This is a genomic window from Bradyrhizobium sp. (genome assembly GCF_027451485.1).
Lineage (GTDB): Bacteria > Pseudomonadota > Alphaproteobacteria > Rhizobiales > Xanthobacteraceae > Bradyrhizobium.
Genome location: NZ_DAIDJE010000044.1, coordinates 21586 through 44202, shown reverse-complemented (window position 1 = coordinate 44202; position 22617 = coordinate 21586). Strand labels below are relative to the sequence as shown.

At 62.1% G+C, this 22617-nt stretch carries 24 protein-coding genes; 7 read left to right on the top strand and 17 right to left on the bottom strand.

What is annotated here, in order from left to right; translation table 11 throughout:
- Positions 1-21: 21 nt before the first annotated feature.
- A complete protein-coding gene (thrC, locus tag NEZ08_RS06340; RefSeq protein ID WP_298105440.1) occupies positions 22-1440 on the bottom strand; it encodes a threonine synthase in 1419 nt (472 codons plus the stop codon).
- A 475-nt stretch (positions 1441-1915) separates the two neighbouring features.
- Here thrC and NEZ08_RS06335 point away from each other — a divergent pair, with 475 nt between their 5' ends.
- The 3 genes from NEZ08_RS06335 (at position 1916) to NEZ08_RS06325 (ending at position 3692) form a co-directional block, all read left to right on the top strand.
- Positions 1916-2644, top strand: coding sequence for a LuxR family transcriptional regulator (locus NEZ08_RS06335; protein WP_298105344.1), 729 nt, complete (start codon positions 1916-1918; stop codon positions 2642-2644).
- 126 nt (positions 2645-2770) lie between these two features.
- Positions 2771-3427 carry an acyl-homoserine-lactone synthase gene (locus tag NEZ08_RS06330; RefSeq protein ID WP_298105342.1) on the top strand — a complete coding sequence of 219 codons (657 nt, stop codon included), beginning with the start codon at positions 2771-2773 and terminating at the stop codon, positions 3425-3427.
- Positions 3428-3515: 88 nt separating this feature from the next.
- Complete coding sequence (locus NEZ08_RS06325) at positions 3516-3692, top strand: hypothetical protein (RefSeq protein WP_298105339.1); 177 nt, start codon at positions 3516-3518, stop codon at positions 3690-3692.
- A 38-nt stretch (positions 3693-3730) separates the two neighbouring features.
- Here NEZ08_RS06325 and NEZ08_RS06320 read toward each other — a convergent pair whose 3' ends face one another.
- From NEZ08_RS06320 to coxB, 8 genes are all read right to left on the bottom strand, one after another.
- Positions 3731-4486: an SURF1 family protein gene (locus NEZ08_RS06320; protein WP_298105336.1), complete on the bottom strand. Its 756-nt coding sequence runs from the start codon at positions 4484-4486 to the stop codon at positions 3731-3733.
- Positions 4483-4875 carry a DUF983 domain-containing protein gene (locus NEZ08_RS06315; protein ID WP_298105333.1) on the bottom strand — a complete coding sequence of 131 codons (393 nt, stop codon included), beginning with the start codon at positions 4873-4875 and terminating at the stop codon, positions 4483-4485. The genes NEZ08_RS06320 and NEZ08_RS06315 overlap by 4 nt, the downstream gene beginning before the upstream one ends.
- 96 nt (positions 4876-4971) lie before the next feature.
- Positions 4972-5865 (bottom strand): cytochrome c oxidase subunit 3, encoded by an 894-nt coding sequence (locus NEZ08_RS06310; RefSeq protein ID WP_298105329.1) that lies wholly within the window; start codon positions 5863-5865, stop codon positions 4972-4974.
- A gap of 103 nt (positions 5866-5968) precedes the next feature.
- Positions 5969-6580: a cytochrome c oxidase assembly protein gene (locus NEZ08_RS06305; RefSeq protein ID WP_298105327.1), complete on the bottom strand. Its 612-nt coding sequence runs from the start codon at positions 6578-6580 to the stop codon at positions 5969-5971.
- A gap of 57 nt (positions 6581-6637) precedes the next feature.
- Entirely contained in the window at positions 6638-6802 is a 165-nt protein-coding gene (locus tag NEZ08_RS06300) for a CoxF protein (protein ID WP_298105324.1), read from the bottom strand.
- 16 nt (positions 6803-6818) lie between these two features.
- Positions 6819-7757 (bottom strand): heme o synthase, encoded by a 939-nt coding sequence (locus NEZ08_RS06295; RefSeq protein ID WP_298105321.1) that lies wholly within the window; start codon positions 7755-7757, stop codon positions 6819-6821.
- 51 nt (positions 7758-7808) lie between these two features.
- Entirely contained in the window at positions 7809-9428 is a 1620-nt protein-coding gene (ctaD, locus tag NEZ08_RS06290) for a cytochrome c oxidase subunit I (RefSeq protein ID WP_298105317.1), read from the bottom strand.
- A 108-nt stretch (positions 9429-9536) separates the two neighbouring features.
- Positions 9537-10379, bottom strand: coding sequence for a cytochrome c oxidase subunit II (coxB, locus tag NEZ08_RS06285; RefSeq protein ID WP_298105313.1), 843 nt, complete (start codon positions 10377-10379; stop codon positions 9537-9539).
- 540 nt (positions 10380-10919) lie between these two features.
- On the opposite strand from coxB, the gene NEZ08_RS06280 reads away from it, so the two are divergent.
- From NEZ08_RS06280 to lepB, 3 genes are all read left to right on the top strand, one after another.
- Positions 10920-11405, top strand: coding sequence for an invasion associated locus B family protein (locus tag NEZ08_RS06280; protein WP_298105437.1), 486 nt, complete (start codon positions 10920-10922; stop codon positions 11403-11405).
- A gap of 222 nt (positions 11406-11627) precedes the next feature.
- Complete coding sequence (gene tldD, locus NEZ08_RS06275; protein ID WP_298105310.1) at positions 11628-13049, top strand: metalloprotease TldD; 1422 nt, start codon at positions 11628-11630, stop codon at positions 13047-13049.
- On the top strand, positions 13046-13816 hold the full coding sequence (gene lepB, locus NEZ08_RS06270; RefSeq protein ID WP_298105307.1) for a signal peptidase I: 771 nt from the start codon (positions 13046-13048) through the stop codon (positions 13814-13816). Before tldD ends, lepB begins: the two co-directional genes overlap by 4 nt.
- Positions 13817-13824: 8 nt before the next feature.
- Here the strand turns inward: lepB and NEZ08_RS06265 are convergent, their stop codons facing one another.
- The 6 genes from NEZ08_RS06265 to NEZ08_RS06240 all read right to left on the bottom strand — a co-directional run bounded on the left by NEZ08_RS06265 (position 13825) and on the right by NEZ08_RS06240 (position 18211).
- The gene (locus NEZ08_RS06265; protein ID WP_298105304.1) at positions 13825-14034 is read right to left on the bottom strand and encodes a GDCCVxC domain-containing (seleno)protein; all 210 of its coding nucleotides are present in this window, start codon (positions 14032-14034) and stop codon (positions 13825-13827) included.
- A 26-nt stretch (positions 14035-14060) separates the two neighbouring features.
- Positions 14061-14777, bottom strand: coding sequence for a cytochrome c biogenesis CcdA family protein (locus tag NEZ08_RS06260; RefSeq protein WP_298105301.1), 717 nt, complete (start codon positions 14775-14777; stop codon positions 14061-14063).
- A 167-nt stretch (positions 14778-14944) separates the two neighbouring features.
- Entirely contained in the window at positions 14945-15349 is a 405-nt protein-coding gene (locus NEZ08_RS06255; RefSeq protein ID WP_298105298.1) for a thioredoxin family protein, read from the bottom strand.
- A gap of 78 nt (positions 15350-15427) precedes the next feature.
- Positions 15428-15925, bottom strand: coding sequence for a PAN domain-containing protein (locus tag NEZ08_RS06250; RefSeq protein WP_298105294.1), 498 nt, complete (start codon positions 15923-15925; stop codon positions 15428-15430).
- A gap of 330 nt (positions 15926-16255) precedes the next feature.
- Positions 16256-17626: a glutamate--cysteine ligase gene (locus tag NEZ08_RS06245; protein WP_298105291.1), complete on the bottom strand. Its 1371-nt coding sequence runs from the start codon at positions 17624-17626 to the stop codon at positions 16256-16258.
- A 96-nt stretch (positions 17627-17722) separates the two neighbouring features.
- Positions 17723-18211 carry a MarR family winged helix-turn-helix transcriptional regulator gene (locus NEZ08_RS06240; protein WP_298105289.1) on the bottom strand — a complete coding sequence of 163 codons (489 nt, stop codon included), beginning with the start codon at positions 18209-18211 and terminating at the stop codon, positions 17723-17725.
- A gap of 126 nt (positions 18212-18337) precedes the next feature.
- On the opposite strand from NEZ08_RS06240, the gene gstA reads away from it, so the two are divergent.
- Positions 18338-18952, top strand: a complete 615-nt coding sequence (gene gstA, locus NEZ08_RS06235) for a glutathione transferase GstA (RefSeq protein WP_298105286.1) — start codon at positions 18338-18340, stop codon at positions 18950-18952.
- Positions 18953-19105: 153 nt separating this feature from the next.
- Here the strand turns inward: gstA and NEZ08_RS06230 are convergent, their stop codons facing one another.
- Both NEZ08_RS06230 and NEZ08_RS06225 read right to left on the bottom strand, forming a co-directional pair.
- The gene (locus NEZ08_RS06230; RefSeq protein WP_298105282.1) at positions 19106-21331 is read right to left on the bottom strand and encodes a 3-hydroxyacyl-CoA dehydrogenase NAD-binding domain-containing protein; all 2226 of its coding nucleotides are present in this window, start codon (positions 21329-21331) and stop codon (positions 19106-19108) included.
- A gap of 11 nt (positions 21332-21342) precedes the next feature.
- Entirely contained in the window at positions 21343-22551 is a 1209-nt protein-coding gene (locus tag NEZ08_RS06225) for an acetyl-CoA C-acetyltransferase (RefSeq protein ID WP_298105279.1), read from the bottom strand.
- Between the last annotated feature and the right edge of the window lie 66 nt (positions 22552-22617).

The following is a 22617-nucleotide window of genomic DNA, read 5'->3' as shown; positions in this document are numbered from 1 at the left end:
CTCCTGAATTTGATACGAATGTCAGAACCGGGACGCCGGTTTCGCGGCACGGCTGGCCGAGCGGACAAACCGCGCGATTTCGGCCGTGTCGTTTTTCATCACTTCGACGCGCTCGGGCCTCGTCATCAAACCTTCGAGCCAAGGCGGCAGTTCCGGCCTCATACCGCAGGCCGCTTCCACAGCATCGGGAAACTTCGCGGCGTGCGCGGTCGACAACACGATGTTGGGCAGGCTGGAATCCGGGCTGTCGCGATCTGCAACGGCCAGCGCCACGGCGGTATGCGGGTCAACCAGATCGCCGGCCTCGCGCCAGGCCGCGCGAATGACGGCGCTGGTTTCCGTTTCGTCGGCGCGTCCGGCATCGAACTCGCTGCGCACCGCGGCCAGTACGGCATCAGGCAGGACGAAGCGCCCCGATTGCTTGAGCGAGGCCATCAGGCGGCGAACGAGCGCGGCGTCGCGGCGGCTGGCTTCAAACAGCAGGCGTTCGAAATTCGACGACACCTGAATGTCCATCGACGGGGATGATGAGGCATGGACCTCACGGGTCTCGTAGATGCCGGTCTTCAGCGTGCGCGGCAGGATATCGTTGACGTTGGAAGCGATGCGCAACCAGCGGATCGGCAGTCCCATCCGCTTGGCGACGAAGCCGGCGAAGATGTCGCCGAAATTGCCCGTCGGCACCGTGAAATCGACGCTACGGGCCGGCGCACCAAGAGCTGTGGCCGACGTGAAGTAGTACACGACCTGCGCCACGATGCGCGCCCAGTTGATGGAATTGACGCCCGACAGCGCGACGGCGTCGCGAAACGCGTGATCGTTGAACAATTCCTTCACGATGGCCTGACAGTCGTCGAAGGTGCCTTCGATCGCCAAGGCATGCACGTTGCGGGCATCAACGGTCGTCATCATCCGCCGCTGCACGTCCGAGACACGGTTATGCGGATACAGAACGACGAGGTCGACGTTGTCGAGGCCTGCAAATGCATCGACCGCGGCGCCGCCGGTATCGCCGGACGTCGCCACCACGATCGTCGTGCGCTCCGCCCGCTTGGCCAGCACGTGATCCATCAGCCGCGAAAGCAGCTGCATGGCGACATCCTTGAACGCCAGCGTCGGACCGTGAAACAGCTCCAGCAGGAATTGATTAGGGCCGACCTGGTCGAGCGGCACCACCGCGGGGTGGCGAAACGTGGCGTAGGCCTCATTGGCCATGCGGCCGAGATCGGCATCAGAAATCTCGCCGCCCATGAAGGGACGAATCACTTCAACAGCGACTTCCCAATAGGGCTTACCGAAAAAGGAGGCAATCACCTCAGGCGCAAACTGCGGCCAGACCTCGGGCACGTAAAGACCGCCGTCGCGGGCGAGCCCGGCCAGCATCACGTCACAGAAACCCAGGATGGGAGCTTCCCCCCGCGTCGAAATGTACCGCGTCAAACCGGTGCCCACTTTTCGAAATTCGTCTTCATTGCAGCACCCCTTTTACGAAGTTCAGAAACTTATGGGCACTGGAGAATTTGGATTAGTGCCGTTTTAAGGCTGCAGTTCCTGAACCGGATTAACGATGGGCGGAGCAGGGACTTCAAGCGGACGACGCGCACTTCCAATGGCCGACATTCCATTAACAATATGATTTTTATACATAAAATCACCAACGGGGAGCAAAGTGAGGCACCATAAGCGTTTTGGAAGGAAGTGGGAACCGCTTCTTACCTGCATCTTCGAGCCCAGATCGGAGCGAAATGCAGCATGAAGTGCCACAGCGCACCGGTCCCTCCGCGACGCTGTGGCCGGGACTGCCGCGTCATTCGACCGAGGGCTTCTCTTGCGGCGTAACCCAGCCCGGCGAGCTATCGGTAATTGACGCGGGCATGGTGCGGTTGCAATCTTGGGGGGGCCTTGAGGGGATACGATGGCGAACGCAGCCCGGCAGTGGGGTAGGCGAGCTCTCGATTTTGTCGATGCGGTCGAGCGGCTGAATGCGCCCGGCGTCGTCAGGTTATTCGAGTCCGAAATCAAGGCGTGCGGATTCCACGCCTACATCATGGCAGGTCTTCCGGCGCCGGGGACTGCGCTTGCCGATTTGACTCTCGCCAACGGCTGGCCGGACGAGTGGTTTGAGCTCTATACGCGCGAAAATTTCAGCGCGCTCGATCCGGTGCCGCGATACGGCGCCTCGACGGTCCAGCCGTTCGAATGGTCGGAGGCGCGCTATGACAAAGACGACGATCCCGCTGCGCATCGGGTGATGACCCGGGCTACCGAATTCCAGCTGCGGGATGGTTATTGCATTCCGCTGCATTACGACGAAGGCGGCGCCGTGATCAGCCTCGCCACCGAGCATCTGTACCTCGATCCGGTATCCAAGAGCGCGCTCCAGCTGATCGGAGTCTACGCCCATAATCGCATTCGTTCGCTGGCAAAGCCGCGACGGGGAAAACGCGATCCGCTGACCGCCCGCGAACGCGAAGTCCTGCGCTGGGTCGCCGGCGGCAAGACCTCCTGGGAAATTTCGATGATCCTGAAGATCTCCGAGCGCACGGTGAAGTTCCACCTGGTCGAAGCTTCACGCAAGCTGAACGCTGTCAACCGGACCTCGGCGGTCGCCAAGGCCCTCGCTTGGGGGCTGATCAAGCTCTAGTGCGGCGAACTTGAAGTTCCTTGGCCAGAGGCACCACCGCCCTGTCCTTTCGGACAGTAGCCGGCTGGCGAACGAAAAAACACTCTCTCCGATACGTGCAAGGCCGCGCGGTTTGGAGAGAGGTCCATGGACGTTCACGTCATCCGTCATGATAACCGGCATTTGTACTCGCAAATCCTCGAGGACTATTTCCGTCTCCGGCACCAGATTTACGTGGTCGAGCGCAAATGGGCCGAGCTCGAGCGTCCCGATAAGCGCGAGGTAGACCAGTTCGACACCGAAGAGACGGTCTACCTCCTTGGTCTGGAAGGCCGCTCCATCATCGCCGGCATGCGATTGGTACCGACCACGGCACCGACGCTGCTTAGCGAATTATTTCCGGGGCTGTCCCTGAACGGCCCCGTGCGGCGAACCGACGTCTACGAATTGTCGCGGATTTTCGTTGTGAAGAACCGGCGCGGCGAACATGCCGGGCCACGCGCTGAGGCGGTGATTCAGGCCGCAGCAATGGAGTACGGCCTTTCCATCGGCCTGTCGGCCTTCACGATCGTGCTGGAGAGCTGGTGGTTGCCGCGCCTGCTCGATCAAGGCTGGGTCGCACGCCCGCTCGGCCTGCCCATCGAGATTGATTCGATGTCGACGGTCGCCGTCACCGTCGAGGTCAATGAACGGGCGTGGGCGGAGATCTGCCTCCGCCGATCAGTGCCGGGGCCTGTGCTCGTCTGGCAGGACCTGCCCGTCATCGAACGGTCCGCGCTGCGCGAGCCTTTCGCGGCCCTCTAGTCGGTTCATATTGGTGGAAATTCGGCAAGATTGAACTGTGATTGCGCGCGCTGCCGACGCGACGTCCGAGCAAGCCAGAGGATATCTCATGTTCCGAGAGAATAAAAAGCTGAGGGTGCTGATTGAAAAAATCGACGACGCTATCGAACAGGCTGAGGATCACGGCCTGACTTTCGTTGCCGGCATTTTGATGATAGCGCGCCTGGAGGCCGTCCAGACCGAGCAGCTTTCGCTCGTCAGCCGCGAGAACAAGCAGCTGTCCTGACGGCTACGTTTTTATCGGAGACCGGCCAACTTGCCGGATCAGCCGGCGCTGCGGCGTTTCCCCCGCAACGAAACCAAAAACGCGATCACGACGGCAGCGGCGAGCGCGAACCAGGTGATGGCGTATTGCATGTGATCGTCGTTGAGGTGGACCTGGAGGGGGCCGGGCAAGGGAACACCGTTCGGCGGTACTGGCTGCTCCAGATCGACATAGAACGGCGCAACTTGGCCCCAGCCGAGCAGGTGCGCCATCTCAAGGTGATCGCGCGTAAACCACAGCCGCTTTGCCGGATCGGCAGCGGGCGTCAGCATGCCCGCCTTCGCAGGAAACCGAATGTAACCGGTGAGTTCCGCCGGCTTGCCGGTCACAAGGGGCGACACTGCCCGATTCTGCTGCGCCCGGTCCTGCATCGTGTTCTGCACGAAACCAGCGTTGATGACGACGATCTGACCGCCCGGTAGGCGCGCCGGCATGAACGCCCAGGTGCCGGGCCCGGACACGTCACCGCGGACGGCCGACCCGGAGCTGAAAACCATGGCATCAGGCTCCGCCGTATAGCTCGCAGTGAAGCGGACGCGGCGGAATTCATCGCTTTGCGGGGCGAGCTTGTTCCAATCGGAAGGCGGGGGCAATGGACCCGGCTCTGCCGCCAGCCGCTCCGTCAACATCGCAATCAGCGCGTGCTTTTCCACCCGCCGTTCGAGCTGCCAGACGCCGAGGCCGATGAAGATGGCGGTCATGGCCAGCGTGAAAAGGCCGAAGCCAAGGGATCGCCGTCCCGCGATTTCGTTCATTTCGGCTCGCGGTCAATTAAACGACCCGGCGCAGCCTTGTGATGGAATTGCAGCGCAATCAGGAGCGATTTCATCGAACGCAAGGGCAGCAGCGTGGTCGCGAGTATCAATGGCAGCCAAAGCACCGCATGCAACCAGAATGGCGGTTGATACTTCACTTCGACGACCAGCGCGCAGGCCACCACGATCGCGCCCGCCAGCATGATGATGAAGATGGCCGGGCCGTCGCCCGTGTCGATAAAGGTGTAGTCCAGCCCGCAGGACTCGCACCTTGGCCGGAGCGACAGAAAGCCCGCGAACAACTTGCCGTCGCCGCAACGCGGACATTTGCAGGCAAGCCCGCGCAGCACAGTCTGGTAGAGGGCCGGGGTATCCGAAGAAGCCTTCATAGAACTCCTCTAGCATGGAACACCATCGGTGCGCTTTGACGCAAAACAAAAAGGGCGGCCCCGCGGCCGCCCTTTTGCCAATCCGTGACGGCCAAATTATTCGGCGCCCACCAGGCGGCCGCCGCCAGTGCCCCACACGTAGATGCAGGCGAACAGGAACAGCCACACCACGTCGACGAAATGCCAATACCAAGCCGCGAACTCAAAGCCGAGATGCTGGGTCGGCGAGAAGTGTCCGGCGTAGGCGCGGACGAGGCAGACGATCAGGAAGATGGTGCCGACCAGCACATGGAAGCCGTGGAAGCCGGTCGCCATGAAGAAGGTCGCGCCGTAAATATTGCCGGAGAAGCCGAACAGCGCGTGGCTGTACTCATAAGCCTGCACGCAGGTGAAACACGCCCCGAGCGCAATGGTCAGCCAGAGGCCGTATTTCAGACCCTGACGGTCGTTCTCAAGCAGGGCATGGTGCGCCCAGGTGACGGTTGTGCCCGAGGTGAGCAACAGAAGCGTGTTGAGGAGCGGCAGATGCCAGGGATCGAACGCCTCGATCCCCTTCGGCGGCCACGTGCCGGGAACGGAGCAAGCTCCCATCTGGGTGCCCGCACCGCAACCGAAAATGGCATCACGAGCGGCGTGGACCGCGTCAGCCGGGAACAGGGCCGAATTGAAGAAGGCCCAGAACCAGGCCACGAAGAACATCACCTCGGAGGCAATGAACAGAATCATGCCATAGCGGTGGCTGATCTGGACGACGCGGGTGTGGTCACCCTTGTACTGCGCCTCGCGGATCACATCCGTCCACCAGCTGGCCATGGTATAGAGCACGCCGAGCAGACCGACGAAGAAGATGATCGGTGCCGCGCCGGTCATGTGGTGCATCCACATGATGGCACCGACCGCCATGATGAAGGCCGCAATGGAGCCGACGACCGGCCACGGGCTCGGATCGACGAGGTGGTAATCGTGATGCTTGACTTGCGCCGTAGCCATTTTCGGTCTCTCCGTTAGAGCGGCCTGCCCGGCCGCGTCGTCTCAACGTCCAAATTCAAAACTTCGCGTTCGGCCGGGAGTTACCGGCCAAGGCGTACTCTCCTCAAAGTTCACCCTCTTCGCCGCGGCCCGAGTTTTTCGCCTCACCGGAAGCCAGTGGCTTCATCGCGGACTCACGGAGGGGATAGAACGTGTAGGACAGTGTAATGGTGTTCAGCGTGTCGTTCTCGCTGTCTTTGACAATCGAGGGATCCACATAGAAAACGACCGGCATGTCGCGCGTTTCGCCTGGCTCCATGGTCTGTTCGGTGAAGCAGAAGCAGTTGATCTTCTCGAAATAGGAGCCAACCGTCAGCGGCGCGACGTTGTAGGCCGCCTGCCCGGTGGTGGTGCGCGCGGACCGGTTCGTCACCCTGTAGAATACGGTTTTGACTTCGCCGATCCTGACCTCGACTTCGTTCTGCTCCGGCTCGAACTTCCAGGGCAGACCGCCGGCGACGTTGGAATCGAAGCGAACGGTAACTTTGCGATCGAGCGGCGCTCCGCTCGGGGCCGAGATTGCCACCTGCGTTGTGCCATTAAAGCCGGTGGTGCGGCAGAACCAGTTATAGAATGGCACCGCCGCGTAAGCAGCCCCGACCATCAGCGCCACCACGAAGCCGCAAGTTGCCGCCACCATGGCGTCGCGCCGCAGGCCGCGGAGCGGCGAGGTCATCTTCTCGCCGGGGAAAGGCTGACGCTGATTGAACTGGTTGGGCTGGTTCGCCATGTCCTACAACGGCCGCACTAGCACGGCCGGCCCCTTGACGATGGTGACCGCGAAAAACAGGACGACCAGGACGCCGAGCGCGAGCGCAATTGCGATCGACCGGCGGCGGCGGCTTTTTTTCTGCGCCTCGGTGAGAACAATTCCGTCTGGTCTATCGTTGCCGGCCATTGCCTTGACATGCGCCTTACCAGATCGACGGGACGAGGGCGCGGACCACGACCTCGATCAAAAGGGTCGCAAACAGCGAAAACAGATAAAGAATCGAGAACGCGAAAAGCCTGCGCGTGGCGCGCGCGGCTTCGCGGCCCTCCCGCAGGCGGTAGACGTTGGCCGCAAGCGCCAGCATGACGCCGCCCAGGATAAGCGAGGTGATGCCATAGAGCGCATCGAAATAGCCGAGGGGCCAAGGCGCCAGCGCCACCGCAACCAGCACGATTGTGTAGAGCAGGATCTGCAAGCGCGTCGCATCGGGTCCAGCGACCACCGGCAGCATCGGAACGCCGGCACGGGCGTAATCCTCGCTGCGAAACAACGCCAGCGCCCAGAAATGCGGCGGAGTCCAGAAAAAGATGATCAGGAACAACAATAGCGGTTCCACCGAGAGCGAACCTGTGGCCGCCGCCCAGGCCACCACCGGCGGAAGGGCGCCCGCCGCCCCGCCGATCACGATGTTCTGCGCGGTCCAGCGCTTGAGCGCGATCGTGTAGATAACGACGTAGAAGAAGATCGTGAATGCGAGCAACGCACCGGCGACCCAGTTGACGAGAATGCCCAGCGTCATCACCGAAAAGAAGGCGAGCGTCATGCCGAAAGCGGCGGCTTCCGGCGGAGTGATCCGGCCGCGCGGGATCGGCCGGTTCGCTGTGCGCGACATCAGGGCATCGATGTCGCCCTCGTACCACATGTTCAGTGCGCCGGACGCGCCTGCGCCGACGGCAATGCAGAGAATGGACGTGAAAGCCAGCACCGGGTGCACATGGACCGGTGCGATAAAGAGGCCGACGAGCGCGGTGAAAATGACGAGGGACATCACCCGCGGCTTCAGAAGTGCGACGTAATCGGCGACGTCGGCTTCCGAAATCCGCGGTGACAGTTCGATGCCTGAGTGATCAACGACCGACAAGACGACTTTCTTCCTTGCAGGGACGCGGCGCCTGACGCGCCGCGTGTCTCATTACTGTACGCGCGGCAGCACCTCGAACTGGTGGAACGGCGGCGGCGACGACAGTGTCCATTCCAGCGTCGTCGCACCGGCTCCCCACGGATTATCGACAGCCCGCTCCTTACGCAGGAAGAAGGCGTCGAACATGCAGTACAAGAAGATCAGCACGCCGAAGCCGGCGATGTAGGAGCCGATCGAGGAGATGAAGTTCCAACCGGCAAAGGCATCCGGGTAGTCGACCGTACGCCGCGGCATGCCGGCCAGCCCGAGGAAGTGCTGCGGGAAGAAGATCAGGTTGACGCCGATGAAGGTAACCCAGAAGTGCACTTTGGCGATGGTCTCGTTGTACATGTAACCGGTCATCTTCGGGAACCAGTAGTACCAGCCGGCGAAGATCGCGAATACTGCACCGAGTGACAGCACATAGTGGAAGTGCGCGATCACGTAATAGGTATCGTGCAACACGCGGTCGACGCCGGCATTGGCCAACACCACGCCGGTGACGCCGCCAATCGTGAACAGGAAGATGAAGCCGATCGCCCACAGCATCGGCGTGCGAAACTCAATGGAGCCGCCCCACATCGTGGCGATCCACGAGAAGATTTTGACGCCGGTCGGCACCGCAATAACCATCGTGGCCGCGACGAAGTAAGCCTGCGTCGCCGAGGACATTCCGACCGTGTACATGTGGTGCGCCCACACCACGAAGCCGATACCGCCGATCGCCACCATCGCATAGGCCATGCCGAGATAGCCGAACACGGGCTTGCGGGAGAAGGTGGAGACGATCTGGCTGATCATGCCGAAGCCCGGCAGGATCAGGATGTACACTTCGGGATGACCGAAGAACCAGAACAGGTGCTGGAACAACAACGGATCGCCACCGCCTTCGGGCGAAAAGAACGTCGTGCCGAAATTACGGTCGGTCAGCAGCATGGTGATGCCGCCCGCCAGCACAGGCAGCGACAAGAGCAGCAGGAACACGGTCACCAGAATCGACCATACGAACAGCGGCATCTTGTGCAGGGTCATGCCGGGAGCGCGCATGTTGAAGATCGTGGTGATGAAGTTGATGGCGCCCAGAATCGACGAGGCACCGGCCAGATGGAGCGCCAGGATCGCGAAATCGACCGCCGGCCCAGGATGCCCCGCGGTCGACAGCGGCGCATAAATGGTCCAGCCGGTGCCGGCACCGAGGGTGCCGGGCTCGCCCTCGACCATCGTCGAGATGAGAAGCAGCGAGAAGGAAGCCGGCAGAAGCCAGAACGAGATATTGTTCATGCGCGGGAACGCCATGTCGGGCGCTCCGATCATCAACGGCACGAACCAGTTGCCGAAGCCGCCGATCATCGCCGGCATCACCATGAAGAAGATCATGATCAGGCCATGCGAGGTCGCGAACACGTTGTAGGTATGGGTGTCGTGGAAGATCTGAACGCCCGGGAACATCAGCTCGGCACGGATCGCGATCGACATTGCAGCGCCGATTATGCCGGCCATGATTGCGAACACGAGGTACATCGTCCCGATGTCCTTGTGGTTTGTCGAAAACAACCAGCGCCGCCACCCTGTCGGATGGTGGTGAGCGTGATCGTCATGAGCGTGATCGTGTGTCGCTGCCGTGGTTGCCATTTTCAAACCCTGCTTTGCAAGCTCTTAGAAGACCTTCGGATCCCTCGCCCCTTGAAGCGCACCCCGAAGATGAATTGCGGACCGCCCTCAGAAGGCCGCCCGTCCGGATCACTGCGCTGTCGTGCCAGCCGAGGCGAACTCATTGCCCGGATTGGCGGCAAACTTCTTCTTGGCGCCCTCAACCCAGGCCGCGAACTCCTGGTCGGTCAGCACGTGCACTGCAATCGGCATGAAGGCGTGGTCCTTGCCGCATAGCTGCGAGCACTGGCCGTAATACATGCCGGTCTTCTCGGCCTTGAACCAGGTTTCGTTGAGGCGGCCGGGAATGGCGTCGATCTTGATGCCGAACGCCGGCACCGCGAAGGAGTGGATCACATCGGCGCCGGTGATTTGCACCCGGACGACCTTGTTTACCGGCACGACCATTTCATTATCAACCCCGAGCAGCCGCGGCTGCTTGTCTTTCGACAGGAGCGAATCGAATTCGAACTTGCCGTTGTCGGGATAGGCGTAGCTCCAGTACCACTGCTTGCCGGTCACCTTGACGGTCAGGTCCGCCTTCGGAACGTCGAGTTCCTGGAACAGCAAGCGGAACGATGGCACCGCGATACCCACCAGGATCAGCACCGGGACCAACGTCCACGCCACCTCGATCAGGGTGTTGTGGGTGGTCCGGGAGGGCACAGGATTTGCTCGAGCGTTGAACTTCACGATGACGATGACAAGCAACGCCAGCACGAAGAGCGTGATGGCGGTGATCAGGACCAACAGGAAATTATGAAACCAGGTGATGTTGTCCATCACCGGCGAGCCCGACGGCTGAAGGCCGATCTCCCACGGCGAGGGCTGCCCCAGTTTTGCCGCCAATGCCGCGCCGCTCGCCAACATCGCGGCGCCAGCGACCGCCAGACCCGCTCCGCACCGGGCCACCCTGCCCTTCGACATATTCATGTCGCTTCCGCTCCCTTCGATGAAACCCTCGTACATTCCGCCGCAGGCAAAGAATGGGCGAGCAATCCGACCCTGACAGATGGCCTTGGCATGCACTTTGGAAGCATATAGGGCCAGCTTGCTGGAATAATTCAATTTCCAGCTTCTCAAACCATAATTCTACGGGCATCGCAATGCAGTAGTGCGGCCTATCAGCGCGCATCACCCGCAAATGTGAGCAGGTGGCATTTTTACGGAAAATCCGCCGAAATTTCCGCCTTCAGACGGGCGATGGCTTGACAGGCGGATTACCGGATGTAGGCACGGAAATGTTCCTCTTGCGGGACCTGATTCGTTGGTGGATTCGGCTCCGGTGAAATAAGACAGCCTTCATGGCGCCGTCATTTGCCGTATCAGTCGGGTCGCGGCCAAGTTGCCAACCACTCAAGCCAAAGAAATATCAAGGAATCGACCCTGATGGGGCCTTCGAAACACCCGGCCAGTTCCACGCCGAGCCGCGAGCCGGGAGATCACGCGTTCGCCCTGCGATCAATTGTTGGAATGGCGGCCAGCCTGGTCATTTTTTGCTGGTTCGGCCTGACGGCGCCGGCTCTCGCCCAGGGCGCGGTGCGTTCGGTCCACGGCGACTGGCAAATCCGCTGCGATACCCCGCCGGGCGCGAAAGCCGAGCAATGCGCGCTGATCCAGAGCGTCGTGGCCGAGGACCGTTCCAATGCCGGCTTGACCGTCATTGTGCTCAAGACCGCCGACCAGAAGAGCCGGCTGATGAGGGTGGTTGCGCCGCTCGGGGTCCTTCTGCCGTCCGGACTCGGGCTGAAGCTCGACAATGTCGACGTCGGCCGCGCCGGCTTTGTCCGATGCCTGCCCAACGGCTGCGTGGCCGAGGTCGTGTTGGACGACAAGTTATTGGGACAACTGCGAAGCGCCAAGACCGCCACGTTCATCATCTTCGAGACGCCCGAGGAGGGTATCGGCTTCCCGCTCAGCCTGAACGGGCTCGGCGAGGGCTATGACAAATTGCCGTGAGACGTTGTGCCCCGCTTGACGGGATGCCCCCGCCCCTCCCCTTCGCAGGCTATCGTGCCTATTTTGGAGTAGTCGCGTCATCCGGGTTACGGTGATGTAAGGCGACCACTGCGCAGGTTTTGATAAGCTCGGCTGGCAATCCGAAGCTGCGCGAGCCTTACAGGCTCCGGACGCAAGGCGGATGATAGACCGAGCGGAACGAATCGAAAAATTGGAGCACGCATGACGCCCCCCACCTCGCTTCTCGATCGCGCCAATCTTGACCGCGATTCTGTCCGCCAGCAGATCACGCGGGGCCTGAAAGGCGCCGACGATGGCGAGTTGTTCCTGGAATACAGCCAGACCGAAGCCCTGATGTTCGACAACGGGCGGCTGAAGCAGGCGACTTACGACACCAGCCAGGGGTTCGGCTTGCGCGCCGTGAAGGATGATGCGGTCGGCTATGCGCACTCTTCCGACGTCTCGCTGCCGGCCCTTATGCGTGCCGCGGACGCCGTGGCCGCCGTCCGCGGCGGCTACAGCGGGACGTTTGCCGCAGCCCCGCCGCACACCAATGTCCGGCTTTATGGCGATGAGAACCCCCTGGACGCCCCCGGATTTGAGGCCAAGGTCAAGCTGCTCGCCGAAATCGATGCTTACGTCCGCGACAAGGAGCCGCGGGTGCGGCAGGTGACGGTCAGCCTTGGCGCCACGTGGCAAGTGGTCGAGATCCTGCGTCCCGATGGTGAAAGCTACCGCGACATCCGCCCGCTGGTCCGGGTGAATATCTCTGTCGTAGCCGGCCAGGGCGACCGTCAGGAAAGCGGCTCGAGAGGCTATGGTGGCCGCGAAGGCTATGCCCGCTTCATCGACACCAAGGCCTGGCGCGAGGCCGCCGATGGCGCGATCCGCGAGGCGCTGGTTAATCTGGAATCGGTGCCGGCCCCCGCTGGCGAAATGGACGTCGTGTTAGGGGCGGGCTGGCCCGGCGTGATGCTGCACGAAGCCGTCGGCCACGGGCTCGAAGGCGACTTCAACCGAAAGAAGACGAGCGCCTTCGCCGGGCTGATGGGCCAGCAGGTCGCGGCCAAGGGCGTCACCGTGGTCGATGACGGCACCATGGCTTCGCGCCGAGGTTCGCTTTCGATCGATGACGAGGGCACGCCGACCAACCGCACTGTGCTGATCGAGGACGGCATCCTCGTCGGATACATGCAGGACCGCCAGAACGCGCGCCTGATGAACATGAAGCCGACCGGCAACGGACGCCGCCAGGGCTATGCCCACGTGCCGATGCCGCGCATGACCAACACCTACATGCTGTCCGGCGGCCGCGATCCGGCGGAAATCCTCGCCTCGGTGAAGAACGGCATTTTCGCCGCCAATTTCGGCGGCGGCCAGGTCGATATCACCTCCGGCAAATACGTATTTCAGTGCACCGAGGCCTACCGCATTGAGAACGGCAAGGTTGGCGCGCCCTTGAAAGGCGCGATGCTGATCGGCAATGGACCAACCGACCTGCATCGCATCACGATGGTCGGCAACGACCTCGCGCTCGACACAGGGATCGGCACCTGTGGCAAGAACGGCCAAGGCGTCCCGGTCGGCGTCGGCCAGCCGACGCTGCGGATGGAACGCATTACTGTTGGAGGAACCGGTTCATGACGATGGAACGGCAAACGATCGCCAAGCGTGCGCGGGGCTGGGGAGCTCAACTGCTGCAATTCGCGGCAGCGCTCGGACTGGTTTTCCTGGCCAAGGGCGCGATCGCCGAACCGTTCTATGTGCCGTCGGGCTCCATGGAGCCGACGCTGATGATCGGCGATGCGCTGCTGGCTTCGAAATTCCCTTACGGCTACGGCACCGCTTCGCTGCCGATTCAGATCAATTTGCCGGAAACCGGCCGCGTGTTCGGCAGTCCGCCCAAGCGCGGCGATGTCGTGGTGTTTCGCTGGCCCGGCGATCGCTCGCAAGCCTGGGTCAAGCGGGTGGTTGGAATTCCCGGCGACCGCATCCAGATGCGCCAGGGCCAACTGTTCATCAACGACCGTGCGGCTTCGCTCAAGCCGGACGGAATCGGGCAGGTGGAGGACGAGCGCGGCGAATATGAACCGGCAAGGCGCTACATCGAGACGCTGCCCGGCGGCGTCAGCCATGCAATCTTCAAGCTTCGCGACAACGGCCGCCTCGATAACACACAGGAGGTCACGGTGCCGCCCGGCTGTCTGTTCGTGATGGGCGACAACCGCGACAATTCGGCCGACAGCCGCGTACCGCTTCGCGATGGCGGCGTCGGCCTGTTGCCGATCGACGATTTGGTCGGCCGCGCTGACGCCGTGATCGGCTCATGGGATCTCGGCATCCGCGAGCAGCCGGTCTGGACGTGGTTGTCCGGCTTCCGCCTCGCCCGATTCTTCACATCGGTGCATTGAGGGCGGGGTTAGCCGCAGCATTTGCGCCCGCCGTCCTGCTGGACCGGCGGGCACGGCGCTGAGCCGTAAGAACAGAACACGCAGCAATCGCCGGCTTTCGGCTTCAGCTTTTCGCCGCATCCCTTGCACTCATAAAAGAACTGGCAGGCATCGAGCGGCATTTGCTCGGTGGCCTGAAAGCCGCATTTCGGGCAGGTCAGCCTCGATTCCAGTTGCATTGTCGCTCATCCAGACGCACGTGGGCTCAAAAAGATGTCGTCAAGTCGGTCAGCCATTGAGGCGAGGCCTCGACCAGCGCTGCCTCGACTCGCTTGTCGGCGCCGCTGACGATTGCAAGGCCAATGACGATAAACGCCGCGCCCAACAGAGCCTTGCCGAGCTTGCCGGCCGACATCAGATTGCCGCGCATTCGCATCAAGGTTGCGCGGGAGAGAAGCCCAAGCAGAACCAGCGGCATGCCGGCGCCGATGCCGAACGCCCCCATCGTGAGGCCAACCCTCGTCAGATCGTGGCCCTGGGAAGCCAGAAGGGACGCCGCTCCAAGCGTGGGGCCGACGCATGGCGACCACACCGCACCCAGCAACAGGCCGATCGCGATCTGGCCCGCAAGGCTTGACGAAGCAAATCCGCCGAGGCGGCGATCGGCCCAGGCCGAAACCGGACCGCCAGCGCTCGCAAGCCGTGCCTGCCATGAGGGAACCACAAGGATCGCGCCCAGCGCGATCATCACGGCAGCCGCTGCGAAGCGGAACGTGCCGGCATCGATGCCCAGCCCAAATCCCGCCAGTGCGAGCATCAGGCCAAGCCCGGTGAACGATAACGCCAGCCCCGCGGCCAAAGCCACAGCGCCGAAGGGGTGCGCAGTCACCGCCGCGCCAAGCACGATCGGCACGAGCGGCAACACACATGGCGACAGGATCGACAGGATCCCCGCCGCGAAGGCCAGAGCAAGCGCGGTCACGCTAGTGGTCCGATTCCAACATTCGCATCCCCTCTCAGCGGTCGCTTTGCGAATGTCAGAATCAAAGGACCACAAGCCATATTTTTCTGGTGGAGTTTAGGATGTGACATTGGCTTAACGAGCTTGCGGCTCGGCGGGCAGCGAATTTCAAATCCGCTCCACTGGTATCAAAGGCTCTTGTCGAGCAGGGCTGCGATTGAGGCTTCCTTGGTGTCGCCGACAGAGCGTCCCTGCTCCGTGTTGCCCTTGAAGACGATCAAGGTTGACTGCATTCGTGCGCCGAACGCCTTGACCGCCGGTTTTTGGGCATCGAAATCGACACGGAAGATTTTCAGGTCCCTGAACTTCGGCTCAGCCGTCAGCTTGTCGAGAATGGGCTTCTGCGCTTTGCAGGTCGGACACCAGTCGGCGTGGATTTCGACCAGGATCGGACTGCCGGCCGCCTGGGCGGCCTTGAACGCATCGGTGGAAAACGGCACCGCCGAATTCGCCCTGGAGGCCGCCAAGGGCGCAACGACCGCCAAGGCGCCTGCAACCAATGCCCCGTTCAAAAACCTGCGCGTGATGATCATCGTCAGCTCCGTGGTTTGCCCTGCCTTCTCTTTGAGGCTTGAGCGGCTAGCGTTGTTACGCCGCAGAGGAGCGCAATGTTACCTGACCACACCGGAGATAAAGCCGGGCCTGCGTCGCGGTGGCTTGATCTCCTTCTTCAAATAACAGTGAGGTTCTCGGCCGACATAACCCGCGCGCGCGTAGGTCCATGCTCGGCATTTGTTGTCGGCTGCGCACGCTGCCTTGCAGACCTCATCCCGGTCGCCGCGCTTGAGTTCGAAAGTGCGGTAATCGCCACCTGCGCGATCGATCGAGGTCTCGATTGCGCCATTACGCGTTTCCAGCACGCCGGCGCCGCGCACCCCTGACACGCAACAGTCATCCGCGACGCGCGCGGGCACACTGTTCTTGAGCCAGCAGACCGCCGCGTGAGACGTCTCGTTCGGGTAGTTGAAGCTCCAGGCGCGGCAGCGGCGGTCCCGCTCGCAAACCAGCGCGCACTCCGCCGGATCGCCCGAAGCCACCGGCAAACTCAGATAGTCGCCGCCCGGCCGGTCGAAATTGGCCTGTGCCGCGGCCGGTCGATGAACGGTCATGGCGGCGAGGAGAACGAACGTTCCCAAACACGCCAGGACCGCGGACCTGCAATCCCTCCACCAAGAGCGGCGGATTCGATCAGGGACTTCAGATCGATAAAGCAGAACTGGATTCGATAAGTCTGCCTGTGCCCGCGATCTTCCGAAGTTCGTGAAGATGGCTGCTGCGATGGCGCACGAACTTCGCAAGATGGGCCCTGGCAGCAGGCGGCCTCCCCACATACGAGATGCTTTCAACCGATTGAAATGATTGCGGCTGCGCCATTTGATCGCCATGAACCTGTACGGCTGATGAACGGCCGGAGACCCGCCGGCACGCTGATATCTGACCTAGAAGGCGTATTCGTCATAGGCGGGCGCAACCGAGCCGCCCCATGCCCCGTTGAACTTGGCCAGCATCTCTTCCGCCGGGGTCTGTCCGGCGTCGATGATCCGGTCCAGCGGCTCCAGATAACGCGTTTCATCGCGCCCGGATTGGTCGGCGTGGGCGCGCCGCCGCAATCCCGCATGCGCCAGCGCCAGACAGTCCTTCGCAATTTCGAAGATGTAGCGGTCCTTGATCCTGGCCTTGAAGCCAAGACGCGGGACGTCATCGCGCAACGATTGCCGCTCCGAGGCCTTCCAGCCTTTGACGAGCTCCCAGGCCGCGTCGAGGCTGGTGTCATCATACAAAAGTCCGACCCAGAAGGCCGGCAATGCCGGCAAGCGCCCCCAGGGCACACCATCGGCGCCGCGCATTTCCAGGTAGCGCTTCAAGCGAACTTCCGGGAAAATCGTCGAAAGATGATTGGCCCAATCGGACAGCATCGGCCGTTCGCCGGGAAGCGCCGGATTTTTCCCCTCAAAAAAATCCCGAAACGACGTGCCCGACACATCGATATAGTCGTCGTCGCGTTTGACAAAATACATCGGCACATCGAGCGCATAGTCGACCCAGCGCTCAAACCCCATGCCATCCTCGAACGCCCACGGCAGCATCCCCGAGCGCGCATTATCGGTGTCCCGCCAGATTTCCGAGCGGAACGAGAGAAAGCCGTTAGGCTTTCCTTCGGTAAAGGGCGAATTCGCGAACAGGGCGGTGGCGACCGGCTGCAAGGCCAGCGATACCCGCAATTTCTTGACCATGTCGGCTTCGGACGAGAAGTCGAGATTGGTCTGTACCGTGCAGGTCCGGTACATCATGTCGATGCCGTACCGGCCGACTTTTGGCATGTAGTTGGTCATGATCTTGTAGCGGCCCTTGGGCATCACAGGAATCTGCGCCCGCGACCAGGATGGCGTCATGCCTAGCCCGAGGAAGCCGATGCCCAAAGGCGTTGCGACCTCCCGTACCTGCGCAAGGTGCGCCATCAGCTCACTCTGGGTCTGATGCACGGTCTCCACCGGCGCGCCGGACAGTTCGAACTGTCCGCCCGGCTCGAGCGAAATCGCTCCACCGCCGGTGACGTCGTAAAGCCCGATGATGTTGCCGCGCTCCATGATCGGCTCCCAGCCGAGCAGCAGCTTCATGCCATCGAGAAGAGCGCCGATGCCGCGCGCGCCTTCGTAAGGCACGGGCTCATGGCCGCTCAACGTGAACGGGGTTTTCTCGTGCTCGGTTCCGATACGGAATTCGGAAGCGGGCTTTACGCCGGCCTCGAGCCACGCGACCAGTTCGTCGCGCGACTGGAGCGGGGTCATATCGAGCTGGTCACGCGCCATGCAAATTCCTGACTTGGGGCGCTGCGACCGAACGCGCGCGGTGGCGAAGATCTCCGCGGACCGGGCGGCCCGCGGCTAGCACAGATATGTACGGCATCATCGGACCGCCGCACCGTCTTTGACAGCGAGCGAGGCGGCCTCCCCGCAGGAACAGCCAAGCCGGTCCAAGAGGCCGCAAAGTTTGACGGCATCGGCGTCCGAGAGTTTCGAGCCGACGTGCTTCTCGATTCCAGCCGAATAGGCGCTCCACATCTTTCTTTGCAGCTCACGCCCGGCTTCCGTGATCTCGACGAACTGGCCGCGTTTGTCGATCTTGCACTCACGCCGGACGGCAAGCCCCTCGTCCACCAGGCGGTCGATCAGCCGGGAGGTGGAGTATTGCGGAAGCAGCATCTGCTTTTCCAATTCCACCGGCCGAAGCTCGCCGGCAGGCGCACGCGACAATTCCAGCAGCGCGTCATACCAGGCCAGCGGCGGAAAGCCGGCCTTCTTCAGATCCTGCTCGACGGCATTGAGCACCCGGCTCTGAACTCGCATCAGGCGAATCCAGGCGGCGGTCGCTTCCGTCGATGGTTTACGCTTCATGACCTGGCCCACACCTTCGTATGCATTCTAGCGCACTCGATGCATGTGCATCAATGTTGACTACTTCATGCATTTGCATTTAACCATGCGAGGGCCATTTGGCACCGTCTTAAAGGGAGGAAATCCATGAAACTCTATTATTCGCCCGGAGCCTGCTCGCTCTCCCCTCATATCGCGCTCCTGGAAGCCGGTCTTCCCTACGATCTGGTGAAGGTCGACCTGCGTGCCAAGAAACTCGAAAACGGTGACGATTTCCTGAAGGTCAACCCCAAAGGCCAGGTGCCGGCACTGGCCCTGGACAGTGGCGAACTGATCACCGAGGGCCCCGTAATCGTGCAGATGATTGCCGACAAGGTCCCCGCCAAGAACCTTGCGCCGGCCCGCGACAGCGCCGAGCGCTACAAGCTTCTGGAATGGCTGACCTACGTCAACGGCGAATTGCACAAGAACATCGGTCCACTGTTCAACCCCATGCTCTCGGACGAGGCCAAGGGGGTGTTCAAGGACCGCGCGATGGGCAAGTTCAAATATGTCGACAGCCAGCTGGCCGGCGGCGACTACCTGCTGGGCAAACAATTCACGGTGGCCGACGGCTATCTTTACGTGATGCTGCGCTGGGCCGAGGGGATGAAGTTCGACCTCTCCGGATTGAACAACCTTCTCGCCTACAGGGATCGTGTCGCCGCGCGACCGAAGGTCCAGGAGGCGCTCGTCAAGGAAGGCCTCGTCAAGGCGGCGTAAGATTGATCGTCACTGCAGAGCGATGCCAGGGTCGGCCTATTGGCCGGCCCGATGGCAGGCTCCGCATCGCACCCCAATGCGCAGTTGCGCATCTGAGAATCCTGATTCCGGGTCTGGTGCTGATCTAGCGCACCATCCCGGAATGACGCCCAACTACTCCGCCGCCTGCGCGGCGAGCTTTTTCGGCGGGAAGCGGCCGTAGAACGTCTCGCCCTTCTGCGCCATGTCGACCAGAAGCTTCGGCGGCGCGAAGCGCGAGCCATACTTGGCCTCGAGCTTGTGGCAGAGCTCGACAAACTTTTTCGTGCCCATGAAATCGATATAGGACAGCGTGCCGCCGGTGAACGGCGCAAAGCCGAAGCCGAGGATCGAACCGACATCAGCCTCACGCGGATCGGTGATGACGTGATCCTCGACGGTGCGGGCCGCTTCCACCGCCTGCACCACCAGGAACCGCTGTTTCAGTTCCTCGACGTCGAGCGTATCGGGATCGAGATGCCTGGGCTGAAGGGCGCCGAGGTTCGGCCAAAGGCTCTTCTGCCCCTTGCCCTTCTGGGGATAGTCGTAGAAGCCCTTGCCGTTCTTGCGGCCGAAGCGGCCCTGCTTCTCGACCAGTTCGACGAGGAGCTTCTTCTGCGCCTGGTCGATGGCGTTCGGACCCAGATCGGCCTCCGTCGCCTTCATGATCTTGAGCACGAGGTCGAGCGCGACCTCATCCGACAGCGACAGCGGCCCGACCGGCATGCCGGCCATCTTCGCCGTGTTCTCGATCATCGCCGGCGGCACGCCTTCCATCAGCATTTCCAGCCCTTCGGCTGTGAAGCGCAGGACGCAGCGGTTGGCGAAGAAGCCGCGGGAGTCGTTGACGACGATCGGCGTCTTACCGATCTGGCGCGTATAGTCGAGCGCGGTGGCGAGCGCGACGTCGCCGGTGTTTTTGCCGAGGATGACCTCTACCAGCATCATCTTCTCGACCGGCGAGAAGAAGTGGATGCCGATGAACTTCTCCTGGTCCTTGAATTCTTCCGCCAGCGAGTTGATCGGCAGCGTCGAGGTGTTGGAGGCAAAGATCGCGTCTTTTCGCAGCAGCGGCTGTGCCTTCGCGTAGGTCTCCGCCTTCACCTTACGATCCTCGAACACGGCTTCGATGACGAGATCGCAATCCGAAATCGCGGCATAGTCGGCGGTTGCGGTGATCCGCGAGAGGACCGCGTCGCGGTCGCTCTCCTTGGCGCGGCCCTTCTTGATCAGATCGTCGATCACCGATTGCGCGTGCGCCTTGCCCTTGTCGGCGCTGGCCTGGTCGCGATCGATCAGCACCACGTTGATGCCGGCACGCGCCGAAACATAGCCGACGCTCGCCCCCATGAAGCCGGCACCGATCACGGCGAGCTTCTTGACCCTGGTCGGCGGAACGTTTTGCGGACGCCGCGCGCCCTTGTTCAGTTCCTGCATCGACATGAACAGCGAGCGGATCATCGCAGCCGCTTCGTTCGAACGCAGTATCTTGGTGAAGTAGCGCGATTCCACCCGCAGCGCCGCGTCGATCGGCAGCTGCAAGCCCTCGTAGACGCACTGCATGATGGCGCGCGCCGCCGGATAATTGTCGAACGTCTCGCGACGGAAAATCGCATTGCCAGCCGGGAACATCATCATGCCGGCTTTTGAATAGACCGGGCCGGCCGGCAGTTTGAATCCCTTCTCGTCCCAGGGCGCGACCGCTTTGCCGCCGCCTTTGATCCAGTCCTTGGCGGCCTTGATCAGGTCGGAAGCCGGCACGATGGCATGGATGAGGTTGAGTTGCTTGGCCTTCTCGACTGTGACCGGATCGCCCTTCAGCAGGATTGTCATCGCATCCTGCGGGGGGACCAGGCGCGGCACGCGCTGCGTGCCGCCGGCGCCCGGAAACAGACCGACTTTCACTTCCGGCAATCCAAGCCGCGTTTTCGGATTCTCTGCGGCCACCCGGTAGTGGCAGGAGAGCGTGATCTCGAAGCCGCCGCCCAAAGCAAGGCCGTTGATTGCAGCCGCCCACGGCTTGCCCGATGTCTCGATTCCACGCAGCACCAGCGAGAAGCGCCGGCTCTGGTCGAACAGCATCTGGTTCGCGGCCGTCTCGCCCTGCTCCTTGAGCGCCTTGGCATAGGCCTTGTTCATGCCCTCGAGCATCGAAAGGTCCGCGCCGGCGCAGAACGCTTCCTTGCTGGAGGTGATGACCACGCCTTTCACCGCGGCATCGGCCGTGGTCTGCTTGAGAATTGCCTCGAGTTCGTCTGTCGAGGTCTGATCCAGCACGTTCATCGAACGGCCGGGGATGTTCCAGGTCACGAGCGCAATGCCGTCGGCGTCCGTCTCAACGGTGAAATTCTTGAAGGCCATGTGGTGTCCCCTTAAACGCGCTCGATGATCGTGGCGGTTCCCATGCCGCCGCCGATGCAAAGCGTCACCAGCGCGGTCGATTGGTTGGTGCGTTCGAGTTCGTCGAGCACGGTGCCGAGAATCATCGCGCCGGTTGCTCCCAGCGGATGGCCGAGCGCGATCGCGCCGCCATTGACGTTGATCTTGGCGCTATCGATCTCGAAGGCCTGCATATAGCGCAGCACCACGGAAGCGAACGCCTCGTTCAACTCGAACAGATCGATGTCGGATTTCTTCATGCCGGAGCGTCCGAACAGCTTTTCGGTGACGTCGACCGGACCGGTCAGCATCATCGCTGGCTCCGAGCCGATATTGGCAAAGGCCCGAATCTTTGCACGCGCCTTGAGGCCATACTTGCTGCCGGCCTCCTTGCTGCCGAGCAGCACAGCCCCGGCGCCATCGACGATGCCGGACGAGTTGCCGGCATGATGCACGTAGTTGACGCGTTCGATTTCCGGGTGCGACTGGATCGCCACGCCGTCGAAGCCGCCCATCGCCGCCGCATCGGCGAATGACGGCTTGAGCTGCGCCAGCGACTGCATGGTCGTCGACGGCCGCATGTGCTCGTCCTTGGCGAGGATAGTCAGCCCGTTGACGTCCTTGACAGGCACCACCGACCTGTTGAAGCGGCCCTCGTCCCAGGCCTTTGCTGCGCGCTGCTGGCTCTGCACCGCATAGGCATCGACATCATCGCGCGAAAAACCGTATTTGGTCGCGATCAGATCGGCCGAGATGCCCTGCGGCATGAAATAGGAAGGCACCGCGATCGAAGGATCCATCGGCCAAGCCCCGCCGGAAGCGCCGATGCCGACCCGACTCATCGACTCCGCGCCGCCGCCGATCACGAGCTGGTTCTGCCCGCTCATGATCTGCGCAGCGGCGAAATTCACCGCGTCAAGGCCCGAGGCGCAGAAGCGACTGATCTGCATGCCCGGAACCGCCTCGCCAAGACCCGCTTGCAGCGATGCGAAGCGCGCAATGTCGGAGCCGGCCTCGCCGACCGGATCGACCACGCCGAGGATCACGTCATCGACAACATCCTCGGGGAGATTGTTGCGTTCCTTCAGCGCCTTCAGCGGCACGGTGGCAAGCGCGAGCGCCGTCACCTCATGAAGCGCGCCATCGGGCTTGCCTCTGCCGCGCGGCGTGCGAACGTGATCGTAGATATAAGCCTCAGGCATGATGCCCTCCCGGAATGATGGTCGTCATATGATAGCGGGTCGAGGATATCGGCGAAACAGCCTCGA

Coding starts and splice junctions, on each gene's coding strand:
- NEZ08_RS06335 (WP_298105344.1), top strand. CDS start 1,916: ATGGCGAACGCAGCCCGGCAGTGGGGTAGGCGAGCTCTCGATTTTGTC.
- NEZ08_RS06330 (WP_298105342.1), top strand. CDS start 2,771: ATGGACGTTCACGTCATCCGTCATGATAACCGGCATTTGTACTCGCAA.
- NEZ08_RS06325 (WP_298105339.1), top strand. CDS start 3,516: ATGTTCCGAGAGAATAAAAAGCTGAGGGTGCTGATTGAAAAAATCGAC.
- NEZ08_RS06320 (WP_298105336.1), bottom strand. CDS start 4,486: ATGAACGAAATCGCGGGACGGCGATCCCTTGGCTTCGGCCTTTTCACG.
- NEZ08_RS06315 (WP_298105333.1), bottom strand. CDS start 4,875: ATGAAGGCTTCTTCGGATACCCCGGCCCTCTACCAGACTGTGCTGCGC.
- NEZ08_RS06310 (WP_298105329.1), bottom strand. CDS start 5,865: ATGGCTACGGCGCAAGTCAAGCATCACGATTACCACCTCGTCGATCCG.
- NEZ08_RS06305 (WP_298105327.1), bottom strand. CDS start 6,580: ATGACCTCGCCGCTCCGCGGCCTGCGGCGCGACGCCATGGTGGCGGCA.
- NEZ08_RS06300 (WP_298105324.1), bottom strand. CDS start 6,802: ATGGCCGGCAACGATAGACCAGACGGAATTGTTCTCACCGAGGCGCAG.
- ctaD (WP_298105317.1), bottom strand. CDS start 9,428: ATGGCAACCACGGCAGCGACACACGATCACGCTCATGACGATCACGCT.
- coxB (WP_298105313.1), bottom strand. CDS start 10,379: ATGAATATGTCGAAGGGCAGGGTGGCCCGGTGCGGAGCGGGTCTGGCG.
- NEZ08_RS06280 (WP_298105437.1), top strand. CDS start 10,920: ATGGCGGCCAGCCTGGTCATTTTTTGCTGGTTCGGCCTGACGGCGCCG.
- tldD (WP_298105310.1), top strand. CDS start 11,628: ATGACGCCCCCCACCTCGCTTCTCGATCGCGCCAATCTTGACCGCGAT.
- lepB (WP_298105307.1), top strand. CDS start 13,046: ATGACGATGGAACGGCAAACGATCGCCAAGCGTGCGCGGGGCTGGGGA.
- NEZ08_RS06265 (WP_298105304.1), bottom strand. CDS start 14,034: ATGCAACTGGAATCGAGGCTGACCTGCCCGAAATGCGGCTTTCAGGCC.
- NEZ08_RS06255 (WP_298105298.1), bottom strand. CDS start 15,349: ATGATCATCACGCGCAGGTTTTTGAACGGGGCATTGGTTGCAGGCGCC.
- NEZ08_RS06250 (WP_298105294.1), bottom strand. CDS start 15,925: ATGACCGTTCATCGACCGGCCGCGGCACAGGCCAATTTCGACCGGCCG.
- NEZ08_RS06245 (WP_298105291.1), bottom strand. CDS start 17,626: ATGGCGCGTGACCAGCTCGATATGACCCCGCTCCAGTCGCGCGACGAA.
- NEZ08_RS06240 (WP_298105289.1), bottom strand. CDS start 18,211: ATGAAGCGTAAACCATCGACGGAAGCGACCGCCGCCTGGATTCGCCTG.
- gstA (WP_298105286.1), top strand. CDS start 18,338: ATGAAACTCTATTATTCGCCCGGAGCCTGCTCGCTCTCCCCTCATATC.
- NEZ08_RS06230 (WP_298105282.1), bottom strand. CDS start 21,331: ATGGCCTTCAAGAATTTCACCGTTGAGACGGACGCCGACGGCATTGCG.
- NEZ08_RS06225 (WP_298105279.1), bottom strand. CDS start 22,551: ATGCCTGAGGCTTATATCTACGATCACGTTCGCACGCCGCGCGGCAGA.